This is a genomic window from Zoogloea oleivorans (assembly GCF_008107625.1).
Lineage (GTDB): Bacteria > Pseudomonadota > Gammaproteobacteria > Burkholderiales > Rhodocyclaceae > Zoogloea > Zoogloea oleivorans.
In genome coordinates this window covers 215,264-233,042 of record NZ_SDKK01000002.1, presented here as the reverse complement: position 1 = coordinate 233,042, position 17,779 = coordinate 215,264, and the positions used below count along the sequence as shown (strand labels likewise).

Below are 17,779 nucleotides of genomic sequence, written 5' to 3'. Positions count from 1 at the left end.
AGATGGCGAAACCAGCACCCGAAACCGTTCCCAATCCGCCCGCGCGCAAGGTCGGCCTGGCGCTGGGCAGCGGTTCAGCGCGCGGGCTGGCGCACATCGGCGTGCTGCGTGCCATCGAGGAGGCCGGGATCAAGGTCGATCTGGTCGCCGGCACCAGCATAGGCGCGGTGGTGGGCGCGGTATATGCCGCCGGCAAGATCGGGGGCTTGGCCGACCGTTTTCGCGCCTTCGATTGGCGGCAGATCGTCGGCATGCTCGACCCCGTTCTCCCCCGTTCCGGGCTGATCGACGGCCAGAAGATCGCGGACTTTGTACGCGCCCATGTGGCGGCCGCAAGCATCGAGGATCTGCCGATCCCCTTCCGCGCCGTGGCCACCTGCATCATGAGCGGCGAGGAGGTGGTGTGCGCCTGGGGCGACCTGATCGATGCGGTGCGCGCCAGCATCTCGGTGCCCGGCATCTTCACGCCGGTGCGCAGCAACGGCCGCATTCTCGTCGACGGCGGTCTGGTCAACCCGGTGCCGGTGAGTGTGGTGCGTGCCATGGGCGCAGGCCTGGTCATCGCCGTCGACCTCAACCACGACATCGTGGCGAGCCGGGTATCCCGCCCAGATTCGAACTCACAGGGAACATTCCATACCCAGGCCATGGCGCGCCTGCTGGCAAGCCTCCGAACAAACCCCGGCTTGGTCCAGTTCGAAGCCTGGCTGCACAAGGAACCGCTGCCGGGCATCTTCGATGTCCTGCTGACCTCGATCTACATCATGCAGGCGCGCATGACCCAGGCCAGCCTGCGGCAGGACAAGCCGGACATCCTCATCCGCCCGCCGCTGGGCGCGGTGCGTTTCATGGAGTTCGACCGCGCCGAGGAAATCATCGAGATCGGCTACCGCAGCGCGGCGCAGCAATTGGCCCGCTGGGCAGGAGCGCCCACTGATGACTGACAGGCATCCCATGAACTTTCCCGAGGCTGTGATGACGGGCGTCCGCGCCACCATTGCAGATGCCCTGACCTGCGAGGCGGCGCCCGTCCAGCTTGCCTTGCGCCTGTTGCTGTCGGGCCCGCGGATTCCGATCCGGGCGCTGGTGACCAGCAGCTTCCACTCCGGGCAGGCGGGCATCGACGCCGGCACGGCCCTGGACCTGATCCATCTCAGCCTGCAGCAATTGCATGCCCACGTCGATGCGGCGAGCGGCCCATCCGCGCAGCTCGGCAACGCCGCCACCGTGCTGGCGGGCGACTATTTGACCACCGGGGCCTTCCGCCTGCTGGTGCGCTGCGCCGACCTGCGAGTCCTCGCCCTGGTTTCCAATGCGGTCAACCGTGCCGCGGAGTTGGAGGCCGCCAATCTGAGCCCGGCGCAAGATGGCGTCGATGACCCGACGCAGCGGGTGCGAACCCGTCAACGGTTGGCGGCGCCGCTGGGCGGGGCGGCCGGTGCCACGGGGGCTGCGCTCGCGGGCTACCCGGAACCGCTCGCCGGCGTCGCTCGGCGCTACGGCGAAACCCTCGTGGCGAGCCACGTGTTGCTGCAAGAAGCCAATGCCATGGAGCGCTGCGAGGCACGCACCGCCCTCCTGTGCGCAGCGCGCGACCTGTGCCGCCAGGCGACGCAGGAGGCGCGCACCCTTGCGACGGCCACAGGGAACGGCCGTCCACTCGAACTGGCTGAACGGATCGCGGCCGGCATCGAGGCTGGAGGCGGTGAAAAGCAATCATGAATTTAATGAGCCCCAACCCTCAGCCGGCCCGCGTGGCAAGCCAGCAGGGAATGAAAGTGGACGCGTCCTTGCCAGCGAAGAAGATCGTCATTTTCTATTCGTCGATCGGCTACGGGCACATCAGCGCTGCCCAAGCCATAAGGGCTGAGATACATCGACAATCCCGGCGCACCGAGGTGGTTCTGCAGGACATTCGCGCCTTCATGCACCCGGTTTGGCGGAGAGTCGACGAACGCCTGTACTGGTTCGTCGCCAGCAACTTGCCCGAGTGCTTCGAGAGCCTGTTCGACGCGACGCAAACCAGAGGCAACCGCATTCCCTCGCTGTCGATGCTGCCCACGGACTATCCGGAGGGGAAAGTTCACGCCTACCTGACCCAAGAGGCGCCGGACGTCATCCTGTCGACCCACTACGGCGCCGCCCAGGTGCTGGGAACGCTGCGCGAAAAGGGGTTCCTGGCCAATCGAAGAATCGGTTGGCTGCATACGGACTTTTTCGAGGGCTACTTTCCACGTATCTCCAAGCTGATCGATCGCACCTTTCTGGCGCACCCGGAACTGGAATCGCGCTGGCTGGCGGCAGGCGTGCCACCGGACAAGGTAATCACCAGCGGGATGCCGGTGCAGGTTGAGGCGGTGTCCGCAGTCGCTCGCCAGGACATCCGCGCGCGTATCGGGTTATCGCCGGACATTCCCACCCTGACGCTCGCGGGCGGCAAGGAAGGCCAGGGGGACTATGCGGGCATCATCGACAGCGTGATGCGTCATGTTCCCGGCAGCCTGCAGATCATCGCCGCCTGTGGCGCGAATGCGCGCCTGCGCGCCAGGCTGGAGGAGCTGCGCGGAAGCCTGCCGTCGCGGCTAACACTGAAGGTCGTGGGACTGGTGCCACGATCCGACATGACTGCGTACATGGGCGCCGCCGACGTCCTGATCACCAAGGCGGGAGGACTGACGCCGGCGGAAGCGTTCACGATCGGCGTGCCGACCATCCTCCTCGATGTCATCAGCGGCCACGAGCGCGAGAACGCCGCCCTGTTCGTGCGCCAAGGGCTGGCCAGTTTTGCTGGCAATGCGGAAGACGCGGGAAGACTGGTCGAGGAAATCCTCTCCGATCCGGTCCGACGGGAAGAAATCCTCACCGCCCAACGGCAGTACAGAGAGCGGACGAACATCGTCAGCATCGCCCGGTTCGCACTGGACGACGCGGAGGATCCCGTACATCCATTGCCGACTTACGGGGTCGAAGATGGCGCGCCGGTGCTCGGCATCGACGCAGCGCTCGCGCGACTCGACGCCGAGTCACCGGCCGAGGTCGAGTTGCTGCTTTCCTACGCGACCTCGCAGACGCCGGAGCGGATCGTCCGCGAAAATCCGTTCGGACACCTTGCCATCCGTATCGAGGGCGTCGTTTATAGCGCGAACCACATCGCGGACCCTTCCGTCGATCCAAATTTTCTCCAGCACGTGAGCCTTGCGGACTATTTGTACGGTGTCACTCGTCCGTCCCCATCGCAAGTTCATACCAACACCTATGGCATGGCCTACGGCCGCGAGACGCTCGGTTTGCGCGTCCGGGGCGTTCCCCCCGAAAGCCGCGCCGCGATGGTGGCCGAGGCGCGCCGCCAGGAAGGCGCGTTCCGGGATGGCAGCCTGCAATGGCACCGGAGCGATTTCAATTGCGCGGACGTCGTGGCGCAGATGCTTGCGGCCGGTGGCTATGGCCGCCGCTCCCTCGGCAACCGGATAGGGCTGCCGAGCATGCCTTTGGACGTGTTCGAGGGCATCCGAGCACGGTTCGAAGAAGACCCGTCGTTGCAGGAGGAATTGATCGCCTACCGTTTGCTGCCTGGAACTCAGGCGCCTTATCGCTTTTCCCGTTTTCCGCTCTCGATGTGGCAGCCATTGCGCTCGATGGCGCGCGTGCTCAGCGACGCGTCTCGCGACGAGCTTGAGCAGGCAACAACCCGACAGGTCACTGGGTATTTCAGCGATTCCCGGCTTTATGTCGAGGACTTGCGGGCCTGCCGGTCGGCATCGGGAACCGAGGATATCCCGCTTGTCGAGCGTCCTCCCCTGGCACTGGAGGAGGCGATCCTCGCCGACTTGCGGCGTGTGCTCGCGGTGTACTTGGAACTTCCGTTCCAGCGGATCGGGCGCTTGGAGGGTCGCCCTGCCATCAAGGGGTTTGACGCGCTCGTCAATCGGGGACTCGAACTCGCCCGGCTGGCGACGGAGCATGCCGAAGACGGTCTGCTCCGTCTTCGCGCGGACCGGCTGCGCGCGCTATTCAACCGGCTCGTGGAAGACTACGGGCAGATCGACCCGCAGCGCTTCGAATTGCGTCACGTCCAGGTCTACTTGGCGCAGCTACGGGCGTTCGAGTCGGTGCTGGGACGGGAGCTGTTGCCCCCGGGCGCTTCGTGGACCGACAGAGTGCGGACATCGCTGCATGTTTGGTGGCGTCAAAAGGTGGTGTTTGCTCGCCGCGTTGCCCAGGTGTATTTCCGCAAAAGAGAGAAGTAACTTGCCTTCACCACGCCCCCATTCAATGTGGCTCTCGCACGTTCTGTCCGGCGCTCTTCTGTCTTTCGGCAGCACAACGGCATTCGGTGCCGATCAGCTCGGCAAACAGTTTCAGATGCGGATGCCCCAGCCGGAGCGCGCTGCCTACGAGGCCGCTCCGCACCGGCCGCCGCAACACTCGCGGCACCGACAAGGCCGCGTCCGCAGAATGGCTGGCCCGCGTCCTGCTAATCACCATTTAAAGTCCAATCGGAAAAACCCGCCCCATGAAAAGAAAAACCCTGCTCACACACATGGCGCCGCTGGCGCTCTACGCTCTCTTGACCGGATGCGGTAAAGCGCCGGAGGCCCCGACTCAAATCGACGCCAAGACCTGGAATCTTCCGGTCATGACGGCGAGCGCCAGTGCACCGGTCGAGTACACTACGGTCGGCTCGGTGGTGTCCGATCAGCGCGTCGAGGTCGCCTCGCGGCTGAGCGGTTATATCCGCGAGATCCAAGTGCAGGAGGGTGAACGGGTGCGGCGCGGCCAGGTGCTTGCCCGCCTCGATGCCGCGGACGTGGAAGGCGGCATCCGCCAAACGCGCGCGGCCCAAGGCGCAGCCGAGGCCGCCTTCCGGGATGCGCAGACTGACCTCGAGCGATTCGAGCGCCTGTTCGAACGCGGCAGCGTCTCGGAAAACGAGATGCGCAAGGTGCGCCTGAAGTTTGACGCCGCCCGCGAGGCCCTGAACCAGGCGCGCGCCGGTCTCGACACGGCGCTGGCCCAGCGCGCCTATGCCGAAATCGTCAGCCCCGTGGCCGGCACGGTGGTGGCCCGCCTGAAACGGGCCGGCGATCTCGCTGTGCCCGGCATGCCGTTGTTGACCGTGGAGTCGGGGCGTGGCCTGCTGTTCGAGACCTTCGTGGCGGAAGGCCAGGTCGCCGCCATGGGCGAGGGCAAGCCGGCGGTGGTCAGCCTTGACCGCCTGCCCACGCCCTTGGAAGGCACGGTGACCCGGGTGGTTCCCTCCGGCGATCCTGTTACTCGCAGCTACCAGGTCAAGATCGCGCTGCCAGAGACGGTAGGGCTGATGCCGGGGATGTTCGGCCGCGCAGTCTTCACGGTCGGGGAAAGCCCCTCGCCGGTGGTGCCGCGGCGGGCGCTGGCCGAGCGCGGCGGGCTCACCGGCGTTTTCGTGCTGGACGGCGAGGGCCGGGCGCTGTTCCGCTGGCTGCGCACCGGCCGCGAATGGCCCGACCGGGTCGAGGTGAGCGCCGGTCTGGCAGCCGACGAGCGCTTCGTGGCAGCGGTCGAGCCCGCCCTGCGCGACGGCGACCGCGTCATGCCGGCGGAGGCGCCGTGATGACCGACCGCAGACTCAACAGCGCCGGACGCCTGGCCGAGATATTCGTTTCCTCCAAACTGACCGTGCTGTTCATGCTCGCCTGTGCGCTGCTGGGCCTGCTGGCAATGGCGCTCACCCCGCGCGAGGAAAACCCGCAGATCGTGGTGCCCGGCGCCGAGGTGCGGGTGGCCCTGCCCGGCGCCTCCCCCGAAGAGGTGGAGGAACTAGTGATCCGGCCACTGGAGGGTATCGTCAAGCAGATCCCGGGGGTGGACCACACCTACGCCACGGCAATGAACTCGCTGGGCGTGCTGATGGTGCAGTTCAAGGTAGGGGAGAACAAGGAGAAATCCCTGGTCAAGCTCTACGACCGCGTGCTCGGCCAGCGCGACCGCCTGCCCCTCGGGGCGATGGAGCCGCTCATCCGCAGTGTGGACGTAGACGACGTGCCCATCGTCACGGTCACTCTGGCCTCGGAGCGCTATGACGACTATGCGCTGAAGCGGCTGGCCGACCGCATGCTGGAGGGGCTGCGCAGCCTGGAGGCGGTATCCACCACTTTCGTGCAGGGTGGCCGCGACCGGGAGATGCGCATCGAACTAGACCCGCAGCGCCTGCAGTCCTTTGGCGTGACGCTGGACCAGGTGCGCGCCTTCCTGAGCGCGGGCAACGTCGCCGCCCCCCTGGGCACGGTGGTGCAGCAGGGCGAGAACCGCCAGGTGTACCTGGACGGCTTCCTCGCCTCGGCGGAGGAGCTCGGGCGCCTGATCGTCGGCAACCACGCCGGCCGCCCCATCTACCTGGGCGAGGTGGCGCGCGTCGTCGACGGCCCCCCCGAAGAGCGGGATAAACTGAGCCGCATGGCCTTCGGTCCGGCCGATGCGCGCTTCGGCAAGGTGCAGCAGGCGGAGATGCCGGCGGTGACACTGGCTGTGGCCAAGAAGGCCGGCACCAATGCCGTGGTCGTTGCTGATGAGGTGCTCGCCCGCATCGAGCGGATGCGGGTGCAATTCGTACCGGCCGACGTCGAGCTCGTGGTGACCCGCAACGACGGCCAGAAGGCGGACGCCGCCGTCAACGGCCTGATCGAGCACCTGGGCATCGCCGTGCTGGCCGTGTTCCTGGTGACCGCCGTCTTCCTGGGGCTGAAGGAGGCGCTGATCGTGGGCGTGACGGTGCCGCTGATTCTGGCGCTCACCCTGGGCGCGGCCTATTTCGGGAGCCTGACCATCAACCGCGTCTCCCTGTTCGCGCTGATCCTATCGCTCGGGCTGCTGGTCGATGCCGCGATCGTCGTCATCGAGAACATCCACCGCCGCTACGCCCGCCTCGGCCAGGAGGACAAGGCGCGGGCCACGGTGCAGGCGGTCAACGAGATCGGCTCCCCCACCAACCTTGCGACGCTGGCGGTGATGCTGGTGTTCGGCTCGCTGCTGATCGTCTCCGGCATGACGGGGCAGTATTTCTATCCGGTCGCCTTCAACGTCCCCGTCGCCATGGCCGCCTCCCTGCTGGTGGCCTATGCCGTCGTGCCCTGGGCGGCCAACCGCTGGCTCAAACCGGGCGAGGGGCACGACCTGGAAGACCACGACACCGGGGACCGCCTGCACCGCTTCTACCACGCGCTCATGGCGCCCTTGGTGGACCGCCCGCCCAGACGGCGGGGCGTCTTTCTGCTGGCCGCCCTGGCGATCGTGCTCTCCCTGTTCCAGGCCGCCTGGCAGTTCGTGCGCCCGGCGGGTCTGAGCGGGCCGCAGGCCTGGTTCGGCGTCGAGATGGCGATGATGCCCAAGGACGACAAGAATACCTTCAACATCACCTTCGACCTGCCGGAGACCACCCCGGTAGAAACCACCGATCGCCTCGCCCGTGAGATCGGTGCCCTGTTGCGCCAGAACCCCGACGTGAGCGATTACCAGAGCTGGATCGGCCAGGCCGGTGTGATCGACTTCAATGGCCTGCTGCGCGGCGCCGGCAGCAAGCAGGGACCGCATGTGGGGGAAGTCCGCGTCAACCTCCGGGACAAAACGGCGCGCGACAAGACCTCAATCGATATCGTTCGCGAGCTGCGTCCCGCGGTGCAGGCCATCGCCGCGCGCTTCCCCGGCAGTACCGTGCAGCTGGTGGAAGACCCGCCGGGGCCGCCGGTGCGCGCCACGGTGCTGGCCGAAATCTACGGCACCGACCCGCAGCAACTGCGCGCGCTCTCCGGGCAGGTCAAAGCGGCCTTCGGGCAAACCTACGACATGGTCGAAGTCACCGACACCGAGGTCGAGGATGTGTACCAACACCGCCTGACCGTCGACCGGGAAAAGGCCGCGCTCTCCGGGCTGACCGTCGCCGAGGTGGCCGTCGCGCTGCGCCGCTTGATCGACGGCGAGGCATTGGGGCGCGCCCATGTTCAAGGCGAAAAGAACCCCGTGCCCATCCGCTTGCAAATCCCGCGCAGCCACCAAATCGACCCCGAACTGCTGACACGGGTGTCGCTGACCAATCGGCAGGGCCAGCGGGTGCCGTTGTCGGAACTGGTGCAGGTGGCGCCCGCCCGGGCCGACCGGCCCATCCTGCACAAGGATGGCGAGCGCGTCACCTTCGTGGGCGGCGAGCTCGAATCCACCGCCCCCGTCTACGCGGTGCTCGATCTCGACCGGCGCCTGGACGGCCTGGCGCTGGCCGACGGCAGCCGCCTTGTGACCGGCAACCTGCGCTTCAAGCCGGTGGCGCCCGACACCCTGGACGGCCCCCGCCTGCTCTGGGATGGCGAACTGCGCATGACGCTCGATACCTACCGCGACATGCTGGGTGCCCTGGGGCTGGCGATCACCTTCATCTTCCTGGTGCTGGTGGCCTATTACCAGTCCTTCAGCCTGCCGCTGGTCGCTATGGCGGCGATCCCCCTGGGGCTGGCCGGTGTCTTTCCGGGACACTGGCTCATGGGGCAGCCGTTCAACGCCACCTCCATGATCGGCATCATCGCCCTGGCCGGCGTGGTAGTGCGCAACTCGCTGCTCATCATCGACTTCGTGCTCGACTACCGGCGCCAGGGCATGGACCTGCGCGAAGCCATCCTCGAAGCCGGTGCGGTGCGCCTGCGTCCCATCCTGCTGACGGCGCTGGCCATCGTCTTGGGCAGCGCCGTGATGCTCGCCGACCCGGTGTTCGGCGGCCTGGCCATCTCGCTGATCTTCGGCACTCTGGTCTCCACTGTGCTCACCCTGATCGTCGTGCCCCTGCTGCTCTATCTGCTGCTGCGCCACAAACAGCGCAAAGAAGCGGCCACAAAAGAAGGAACAACGTGAATTCCGCTCATCACCCAAAAAGACTCCGCGGCCTGCTGCCGCTGGCAGGCCTGGCCGCCGCGCTGCTCGCGGGCAACGCCGCTGCAGAATCCCTGCCGCAGGCATGGGACACCGCCCTGGCCGTGGACCGCGGCCTGAAGGCGGCGCGCGAAAACACCGGCGCCGCCGAGAGCCTGCTGGAGGCTGCCCGATCCAGCAGCCTGCCCAGCGTGAGTTTGGAGGCAGGCTATATCGCCCTCGACAAGACGCCGGCGTTCAGGGCCGACCTGCTCGGCCAGTCGCTGCAGCTGCCGATGGCCCAGCAAGACAGCGCCGCCTACAAGGCCATGGCGACCCTGCCGCTCTACACCGGGGGCCGCATCGAGCGCGGCATCGATGCGGCGGCGGCGGGCCTGGAGGCGGCGAGGCTGGGCGAGACGGCCGACGTGCAGAACCTCAAGCTGCGCGTGGCCGATGCCTACGTCAACGGGCTGCGCGCCGGCCGGATGCTGAAGGTCGCCGAAAGCCATGTCGAGAGTCTGTCGGCCCATGCTCGCGATGTGGGAAACCTGCACGAGCAGGGCATGGTGGCCAGGAGCGACCTGCTCTCCGTGCGGGTCGCCCTGGCCGATGCACGGCAAAAGGCCCTGCAGGCGGCCAATGCCCTGGATCTGGCCCGCGCGGCCTACAACCGGCTGCTGGGGCGACCGCTTGACCAGGCCGTCAGCTTGGATGAACTGGCCCCCGATGCGGGTCGGGTACCCTTGGCGCGCTTGACCGAGCGGGCGCTCGTCCAGCGCAGCGAATTGGCCGCGCTGGCCGGACAGATCGAGGCCTTACGCCATCAGGCGGCAGCCGTGCGCGGAGAAAATCGTCCGCAGATTGCGCTGTCCGGCGGCTATGGCTACCAGCAAAACCGCTATCAGGTGCATGAAGGGCAGTGGATGGTCACCCTGGGAGCCCGATGGAACGTGTTCGATGGCGGTGTGGCCGGTCACCGCGCCGGCGCGGTCGAGCGCCAGGCGGCAGCGTTGACGGAGCAGCGCGAGGAGCTCGCCTCGGTGGTCGCCCTGCAGGTGCGCCAGACTTGGCTCGACGTGGAGGAAACGGGAAAGCGCATCGAGGTCACCCGCTCGGCCATCGACCAGGCCGAGGAAAACCTGCGCGTGGTGCGCGACCGCTATGCCAACGGCCTGTCCACCCATACCGAGGTGCTGGACGCCGAAACCCTGCGCGTCAACAGCGAGGCCAATCACGCCGCCGCGCACTATGACGCCGCGCTGGCTGGACTGCGACTGAAGCGTGCCGTGGGCGATCTTTAGAGAGGGAGCCAGCGTGAAGAAGAACATCCCGTTCGTTGGGCTCGTTTCCGGATTGACCGTGCTGGCCCTGCTCGCCGTCGCGGGTTGGTGGTTCTGGCTGCGCACGCCGCCGCTGCCTGATGGACTGATCCAAGCCAACGGCCGTATCGAGGGCGATCACTATGCCGTCGCCGGAAAGATGCCGGGTAAGGTGGCTGATCTCCCTGCCCGCGAAGGGGATAGCACGCAGAAGGGCAAGGTGCTCGCCCGCCTGGACGATGCCCAGGTCCGCGCCAGGCTCGATCAGGCCCGCCAGGCGGCAAGCGCCATGGAGGCGCAATGGCGGGCGGCGCAGACGGCGCTCGCAGTCGCGCGCAAGGACCTGCCCCTGGCGATCCAGACCGCCGAGGCCAACCTCGCCCATGCCCGCGCGCAGCTCGCCTCGGCCCACTCCAGCGCGGAGCAGGCGGCGCGGGATGCCGAACGCTTCCGCCGGCTGGCCGAGGCGGGAACGGTGGATCGGCACCGTTACGAGCAGATGGCGCTCGCCGCCGAGGTCGCGGCCAACCAGGCGCGCTCGGCCGAAGAGGCCGTGCGCGTGGCGGAAAGGCAGCTCGCCCAGGCGCGTCTGGGCGATGAACGGCTGGGCGCCAGAAAGGATGAAGTGAAGGCCCTGGCCGCCCAGCTCGATCAGGCGCGGGCCGCGCTGAAAGAGGCCGAGAGCGTGCTCGCCGATCTCGCCATTGTCGCGCCTGCCGACGGCATCATCACCCAGCGTCTGGTGAATGCGGGCGAGGTGGTCGGCGCGGGTGCGCCGCTTTTCGACATCGTCGATCTCGACCGCCTCTATCTCAAGGCCTATGTGCCGGAGAAGGACATCGGCAAGGTGCGCCTGGGGCTGCCGGCGCGGGTGTACACCGACGCCTTCCCCGACCGGCCGTTCCCCGCCACGGTGCGCTACATCGCCGCGCGGGCGGAGTTCACGCCGAAGGAGGTGCAAACACCGGACGAGCGGGTCAAGCTGGTCTATGCGGTCAAGCTGTATCTGGATGTAAACCCGGAGCACCGCCTCACGCCGGGGCTGCCGGCCGATGCCATCATCCGTTGGCGCGAGGACACCCCATGGGCGAAGCCGCGCCGCTAACGCCCGCGCCGGCCGTCCGGGTGCAGGGTTTCGGCAAGCGCTATCGCCGGCAGGCGGCGGTCGCCGGGGTCGATCTCGAGGTGCGGCGCGGTGAAATCTACGGCCTCATCGGGCCGGACGGCGCCGGCAAGTCCAGCCTCATGAAGGCCGTCGCCGGGGTGCTCGCCTTCGAGGAGGGCTCGATCGAAATGTTCGGCATCCGCATCGATTCGGAGGCGGCGGCCGAGCGGGTGAAGGGCCGGCTCGGCTTCATGCCCCAAGGCCTGGGCCTCAACCTCTATCCCGAGCTGTCGGTGGAAGAAAACATCGACTTTTTCGCCCGCCTGCGCGGCGTGCCGGCCGCAGAGATTGCCGCGCGCAAGGCGAAGCTCCTGGCCATGACGCGGCTCGACCGCTTCACCGGCCGGCCGATGAAACACCTCTCCGGCGGCATGAAGCAGAAGCTCGGCCTCGTCTGCACCCTGATCCACGAGCCGGAGCTCATCGTCCTGGACGAGCCCACCACCGGTGTCGATCCGGTCTCGCGCCGGGATTTCTGGGCCATCCTCGCCGAGCTGTTGCGCGAGAAAGGCATCACCGCCCTGATCTCCACCGCCTACATGGACGAGGCCGAGCGCTTCCACCGCCTGTCCCTGATGCACGGCGGGCGCGTGCTTGCGAGCGGCGAACCCGATGCGATCCGGGCCCGGACGCCGGGCAGCGTGGTGGAACTCGAGGCCGAGCCGCAGGTGGAGGCGCTGGACCGCATCCAGGCCAGCCTTGCGCAGGCGGAGTCGGTGGGGCCGCGGCTGCGGGTGTTCGTGGACGACGCGGCGCCCGAAGCCGCCGTCGGCACGGTAGCCGGGCTCCTCAAGGGACTGTCTCTGCGGGACCTGCACGCCACCACGCCCGATCTCGAGGACGCCTTCGTCGCCCTCCTGCGCCGGCAGCGGCTGGTCGAGGAGAGGGTCGTTGCCAAACCCCGGGCCGGCGACGGCGATCCGCCTGGCGACGATGTCGCCATCCTCGCCAAGGATCTGACGCGGGATTTCGACGGCTTCCGTGCCGTGGATCGCGCGAGCTTCACCGTCCATCAGGGCGATATCTTCGGTCTGGTGGGCGCCAACGGTGCCGGCAAGACCACGCTGATCAAGATGCTCACCGGCATTCTGCCGCCCAGCGATGGCGAGGGGCGGGTGGCCGGGGCCGACATGCACTTTGCCGCGCAGGCGATCAAGGCGCGCATCGGCTACACCTCCCAGGCGTTTTCCCTGTATCAGGACCTGAGCGTGCTGGAGAACCTGCGCCTCTATGCCCGCATCTACGGCGTAGCGCGGCACGCGGCTGGCGAGCGCATCGAACAGGTGGCGGAGCTGACCGGGCTTACGGGCCGCGAGCGGCAGCTGGCGGGCCGCCTGCCGCTGGGCATCCGCCAGCGCCTGGCGCTCGCCTGCGCCCTGGTGCATCGGCCGCGCATCCTGTTCCTGGACGAACCCACCTCCGGCGTGGACCCGATCGGCCGGCGCCGCTTCTGGGACATCCTCGTCCATCTCGCCCGCGTGGAGCAGGTCGCCATCCTCATCACCACCCACTACATGAGCGAGGCCGAGCATTGCGACCGCCTGGCCCTGATGCACGCCGGACGGATCGTCGCCGACGACCCGCCCGCGGCATTGAAGCAGGCCCTGCGCGAGGAGGCCGGCGAGCTGCTGGAGGTCGCCACCGACCGGCCGCTGGCCGCCATGGCGCTGCTGGAGCAGGCGGGCTTCGCGGGGGTGGCGCTGTTCGGCCGGCACATCCATCTGTTTGCCCGCGATGCGCACACCGCGACGCGCGAGATTCAGACCATCCTCGCCGGCCGCGGCATCGGGCTCGCCAGCGTGACACCGCGCCCGCCCTCGCTGGAGGATGTGTTCGTCTACCGGATCACGGCCTTGGAACAGGGGGAGCAGCGGCTATGAACCTCGCACGCATCGCGGCGCTGGCCCACAAGGAGTGGCGCGAGATCGTGCGCGACCGCCTGTTTCTCGCGCTGGCCTTCGTGGTGCCCGCTGCGCTGATGCTGGTCTTCGGCTACGGCCTGTCGCTCGACGTGGAGCATATCCCGTTCGCGGTGGTGGACCATGACCGCAGCGCCCTCTCGCGCGACTACACCCACCGCTTCATCGACTCGCGCTACTTCGACTACCGGGGCCATGTGAAGAGCGAACGCGAGCTCGACCCCCTGCTCGCCGACAGCCGCATCCGCTTCGCCATCGTGGTTCCGCCAAAATTCGAGGAGAACCTCATGGCGGGGCGGCCCGCGGCGGTGCAGAGCCTGATCGACGGCACCTTCCCGTTTCGCGCCTCGACCAGCAAGGGCTACGTCATCGCCATCAACGCGGCCTTCAACGGCGAACTGCTGGCCGCCTATATCAGCCGCCGCTTCGGCGTCGCGCCGGAACGGGCGGCGGCGCTCGCCCAGCCGGTGCGGGTGCAGCTGCGCTATCTCTACAACCAGGAGCTCAAGAGCACCTGGTCGATCGCCACGGCGCTGGTCATGCTGGTGCTGATGGTGGCGCCTCCATTCCTCACCGCGCTGGGGGTGGTGCGCGAGAAGGAGAGCGGCTCCATCTACAACATCTATGCCTCCACCGTCACCCGCGGCGAATTCCTGGCCGGCAAGCTCCTGCCCTACGTGGGTATCTCCATCGTCAACAGCCTCATTCTGTGGGCGCTCGCCACCGGTCTGTTCGGCGTGCCGTTCAAGGGCGATCCGCTGTTCTTCTTCCTCTCCTCGGTGATCTATGTCACCTGCACCACGGGCATCGGCCTGCTCGCCTCGCTCATCGTGCGCACCCAGGTGGCGGCGATGATGCTGACCGTAGTCATGACCATCATCCCCTCCGTGCTGTACTCGGGCCTGCTGGTGCCCATCGCCTCCATGGACCCGCAGGGGCAATTCGAGGCGCACCTGTTTCCCGCCATGTATTTCACCGACATCGCCTTGGGCAGCTTCCTCAAGGGGGTGGGCCTGGAACAGCTCTGGGGCAAGGCATTGGCGCTGGCCATTTACGCGGCCGTGCTGTGGCTGATCAGCTTCGCGCTCTTTCACAAAAGACCGCGCACATGAACTCAAGGTTGACACTCTGGTGGTCGCGGCTGGCAGCGATGACAGTCAAGGAGCTGCTGCAGCTCTTTCGCGACGGCTTTCTGATGTTCGCCATCGTCTTCCTGTTCACCGCCGACATCTACATGACCCGCAATGTGCGCCTGGAGCTCAACCATGCCACGGTGGTGGTGCACGATGCCGACCACAGCGCCGCCTCCCGCGAGCTGATCTACCGCTTCCGTCCGCCTTATTTCCAGCTGGGCGGCGAGATCCAGGACAGCCGCGAAGGGCAGGCGCTGCTGGACCAGGGGCAGGCGCTGGCGGTGCTGGACATCCCTCCCTACTTTCAGCGTGACCTGCAGAGCGGCCGGCCCACGGACGTGCAGGTTCTGGTGGACACCAGCAACACCGTGCTGGGGACGCTGGCCGCCAGCTACAGTGGCCAGATCATCGGTCGCTACGGCTTCGAGGCGGCGCTGGCGCGCATGGGGGCGAGCGAGGCGAGCCTCGACACTGTCCCCATGATCCAGGACCAGCACCGCGTCTGGTACAACCCGAACCAGAACGATGCCTGGTTCATCCCCATCTCGGAGCTGCTGACCGTCATCACCGTCATGGCCATCATGCTGCCGGCCGCCGCCGCGGTGCGCGAGAAGGAGCGCGGCACCATCGAGCAACTGCTGGTTTCGCCGCTGACCCCGGCGCTGATCCTGCTGCCGAAGGTGATCTCCATGACCCTGGTGATCCTCGCGGGCACTGCAATCTCCCTGTTCCTGGTCCTGGTGCCGGTCTTCGGCGTGCCCATCAAGGGCAGCCTGCCGCTGTTCTTCGCCGTGACCACCCTCTACACCGTCGCCACCTCCGGGCTCGGTCTCTACATCGCCACCCTGAGCCGCAACTTGGCCCAGGCGGCGATGCTGGCCATTTTCATCCTTATGCCCATGGTGTTTCTCTCCGGCGCCTGGACCCCGCCCGAGGCTATGCCCGCCGGTTTACGCGAGGCGATGTATCTGTCGCCGCTCTACTACTTCATCGAGATGGGCTACGGCATCCTGCTCAAGGGCGCGGGGCTCGACGTGCTGTGGGATTCGCTGCTGGGATTGACGCTGCTGGGGGTGGGGATCTTCGGTTTTGGCGTGCGCAGGTTCAGGCGGCAGTTTGGCTAGGCCATGACGTGAACCGGGTGACGAGCACCCTCTGTTCATCGGGCCACGTGATGTAGATCAGCTTCTGCCGCGCCGCCATGCGATGACCGATCGTCCCTGTCGATCACCGCGGCGTGCGAGGTGGCCGGCTAAGCGGCGCGGGTAGGGTAGTCCGTGTAGCCTTTCTCGCCGGGAGTGTAGAAAGTGTCGAAGTCCGGCGCGTTGAGCGCCAACCCCTGTTGCCAGCGGGCGGGCAGGTCCGGGTTGGCGAGAAAATCACACCCGACCGCGATCAGATCCGCGCGGCCGGCGTTCAGATCGTCCTGGGCGCGCTGCGCGTCATAAGCGCCGACCAGGATGACGGGGCCGCCGAAGGCCGCGCGCATGGCCTGCTTGATCTGCTCCGGCACTGCAGGCGCGCCCATGGCAGAATGATCCACGATGTGTAGATACGCCAGCCCCAGCTTGCCCAATTGCTCGGCCAGGTAGGTGTAGTCGGCCTCCATTTCCGCGTAAGGCGGCATGTCGTTGAACACGCCGTAGGGCGAGAGGCGAATGCCCACCCTGGAGGCGCCGATGGCCTCGGCCGTGGCCCTGGCCACTTCCAGCACGAAACGGGCGCGGTTTTCGATCGGGCCGCCGTAGTCGTCGCTGCGCTGGTTGCTGGTGGGGCGGATGAACTGCTCCAGCAGGTAGCCGTTGGCGCCGTGCAGCTCGACCCCGTCGAAACCGGCAGCAATGGCGTTTTGGGCCGCCTTGACGAAATCCTGCCGGGTGCGGGCGATGTCGTCGAGGCTCATCGCCCGGGGCGCCGGGTGCGGCTGCATGCCGGCGCGGTCGGTGTAGATCTCGCCGGCGGCGGCGATGGCCGAGGGAGCCAGTACCTGCGCGCCCTGCGGCAGATTGTGCGGATGGCCAATACGTCCGGTGTGCATGAACTGGACGAAGATCTTGGCGCCGCGGCTGTGAACCGCGCCGGTGACGCCCTTCCAGCCGGCCACCTGGGCCTCTGAGAACAGCCCTGGAATGCGCGGATAACCCAGGCCTTCGGGCGAGGGGCTGGTGCCTTCGGTGATGATCAGCCCGGCCAAGGCGCGCTGCGCATAATACTCGGCCATCAGCGCGTTGGGCAGATTCTCGATGGCGCGGTTGCGCGTCATCGGCGCCATGACGATGCGGTTCTGTAGCCGGTGGCCGGCGACGGTGGCCGGTGAGTACAAATCACGGTTGTTTTGAGTCACTGCTTTCTCCTCATTCATGGATGACGATGGTTGAAGGTAGATTTATATGGCCGCAGGCAAAGTCCCAGGAGGTGCGCAGGATGCCCAGCAGGATGTCGATCTCGGCGATGTCCCGGGGCGCGTAGGCCATCACGGCATTGGCCGGGATGTAGCCCGCCTCGGCCATGGGATGTGGCTCGCCCCAGCCTTTGCTGACCAACTCCAGGGGCAGAATCAGGTGCATCGAACCGTCATCAGCCGGATGCACACGGGCGAACTCGCGACCGACCATGAAGGCTTGGGGCGGACCACATGCGCGCTCATGGGATAGCACCAGAGCCTCGGCCCCGGGGACCGAGATTCTCGATGGCTCGCTGCGCACGAAGGCAACTCGATGCGTGTACCTTGAAGGTCCGGTGCACCTCCGGAGCGCTGTTCTGGCTGATCTGGGTGTGCGGTGCACAAGGCGTGGTCCGCGGACGTTCGCCCGGGCGTGGCGGAAATTCGAAGCTCATGGCCTGCCTCCATACCTCCATATTCAAAGGCACTCTCCACGGTGCCCATGACGTGATCTTCCAGCATCTTGCGGCGTGGCTCGCCAGCGGCGGCGCCAGCCACCACATGCAGGGGTAACAGATGTTCCTCACGCGTGTCGGCGGCGACCGCCTCCAGCCAGGCATCGAATTCACGGCTCGCACCCGGCTGCGCCCGTGCATACCCGCTATCATCTCCTGCATGTTGTGGAAGCTGTTGTCCGAGCCGATGATCAGCACCCCTTCCTCGCGCAACGGGGCGAGCGCCGCGCCTGCGGTCAAGTGAGCGTCGAGGCCGAGGCCGGCTTTGAGCGACGTCTGCGCGCATGGAAAGCTTGCTTTGGGAGGGGCGATCTTCAGTGGCACGAACACCCCGTGGTCGAAGCCCTGTCCGTCGAAGGCGGTGGCGATGGCTGCGGCCTCGAGCAGCCCGCTCGCTCGGCCAGCCATGGCGCACCCGGCGCCGGCCAGGTGAGTTCGTAAGTGTCGGGTGGATCCAGCCCATGAAAAAAC

13 protein-coding genes are annotated in these 17,779 nt (G+C 67.2%); 11 read left to right on the top strand and 2 right to left on the bottom strand.

Annotated features, from left to right (window positions below; genetic code table 11):
• The first annotated feature begins 2 nt into the window (after window positions 1–2).
• The 10 genes from ETQ85_RS02720 (at window position 3) to ETQ85_RS02675 (ending at window position 15,534) form a co-directional block, all read left to right on the top strand.
• Complete coding sequence (locus ETQ85_RS02720) at window positions 3–944, top strand: patatin-like phospholipase family protein (RefSeq protein WP_148577564.1); 942 nt, start codon at window positions 3–5, stop codon at window positions 942–944.
• On the top strand, window positions 937–1,722 hold the full coding sequence (locus tag ETQ85_RS02715) for an isoprenoid biosynthesis enzyme family protein (protein WP_148577563.1): 786 nt from the start codon (window positions 937–939) through the stop codon (window positions 1,720–1,722). Before ETQ85_RS02720 ends, ETQ85_RS02715 begins: the two co-directional genes overlap by 8 nt.
• Before the next feature lie 5 nt (window positions 1,723–1,727).
• Window positions 1,728–4,247: an MGDG synthase family glycosyltransferase gene (locus ETQ85_RS02710; RefSeq protein ID WP_246128595.1), complete on the top strand. Its 2,520-nt coding sequence runs from the start codon at window positions 1,728–1,730 to the stop codon at window positions 4,245–4,247.
• Between the two features lie 266 nt (window positions 4,248–4,513).
• A complete protein-coding gene (locus ETQ85_RS02705) occupies window positions 4,514–5,593 on the top strand; it encodes an efflux RND transporter periplasmic adaptor subunit (RefSeq protein ID WP_148577562.1) in 1,080 nt (359 codons plus the stop codon).
• Complete coding sequence (locus tag ETQ85_RS02700; RefSeq protein WP_148577561.1) at window positions 5,593–8,874, top strand: efflux RND transporter permease subunit; 3,282 nt, start codon at window positions 5,593–5,595, stop codon at window positions 8,872–8,874. Before ETQ85_RS02705 ends, ETQ85_RS02700 begins: the two co-directional genes overlap by 1 nt.
• The gene (locus ETQ85_RS02695) at window positions 8,871–10,175 is read left to right on the top strand and encodes a TolC family protein (protein WP_148577560.1); all 1,305 of its coding nucleotides are present in this window, start codon (window positions 8,871–8,873) and stop codon (window positions 10,173–10,175) included. Before ETQ85_RS02700 ends, ETQ85_RS02695 begins: the two co-directional genes overlap by 4 nt.
• A gap of 13 nt (window positions 10,176–10,188) precedes the next feature.
• Window positions 10,189–11,298 (top strand): HlyD family secretion protein, encoded by a 1,110-nt coding sequence (locus tag ETQ85_RS02690; protein ID WP_148577559.1) that lies wholly within the window; start codon window positions 10,189–10,191, stop codon window positions 11,296–11,298.
• Window positions 11,277–13,238 carry an ATP-binding cassette domain-containing protein gene (locus ETQ85_RS02685; protein WP_148577558.1) on the top strand — a complete coding sequence of 654 codons (1,962 nt, stop codon included), beginning with the start codon at window positions 11,277–11,279 and terminating at the stop codon, window positions 13,236–13,238. Before ETQ85_RS02690 ends, ETQ85_RS02685 begins: the two co-directional genes overlap by 22 nt.
• Window positions 13,235–14,389 (top strand): ABC transporter permease, encoded by a 1,155-nt coding sequence (locus tag ETQ85_RS02680; RefSeq protein WP_076600368.1) that lies wholly within the window; start codon window positions 13,235–13,237, stop codon window positions 14,387–14,389. The genes ETQ85_RS02685 and ETQ85_RS02680 overlap by 4 nt, the downstream gene beginning before the upstream one ends.
• On the top strand, window positions 14,386–15,534 hold the full coding sequence (locus ETQ85_RS02675) for an ABC transporter permease (RefSeq protein WP_076600367.1): 1,149 nt from the start codon (window positions 14,386–14,388) through the stop codon (window positions 15,532–15,534). Before ETQ85_RS02680 ends, ETQ85_RS02675 begins: the two co-directional genes overlap by 4 nt.
• Window positions 15,535–15,662: 128 nt before the next feature.
• Here ETQ85_RS02675 and ETQ85_RS02670 read toward each other — a convergent pair whose 3' ends face one another.
• A complete protein-coding gene (locus ETQ85_RS02670; RefSeq protein WP_246128593.1) occupies window positions 15,663–16,754 on the bottom strand; it encodes an alkene reductase in 1,092 nt (363 codons plus the stop codon).
• A 10-nt stretch (window positions 16,755–16,764) separates the two neighbouring features.
• Window positions 16,765–17,067: a luciferase domain-containing protein gene (locus ETQ85_RS02665; RefSeq protein WP_187394562.1), complete on the bottom strand. Its 303-nt coding sequence runs from the start codon at window positions 17,065–17,067 to the stop codon at window positions 16,765–16,767.
• 302 nt (window positions 17,068–17,369) lie between these two features.
• On the opposite strand from ETQ85_RS02665, the gene ETQ85_RS26830 reads away from it, so the two are divergent.
• Complete coding sequence (locus ETQ85_RS26830) at window positions 17,370–17,552, top strand: hypothetical protein (RefSeq protein WP_050417873.1); 183 nt, start codon at window positions 17,370–17,372, stop codon at window positions 17,550–17,552.
• The last annotated feature ends 227 nt before the right edge of the window (window positions 17,553–17,779 follow it).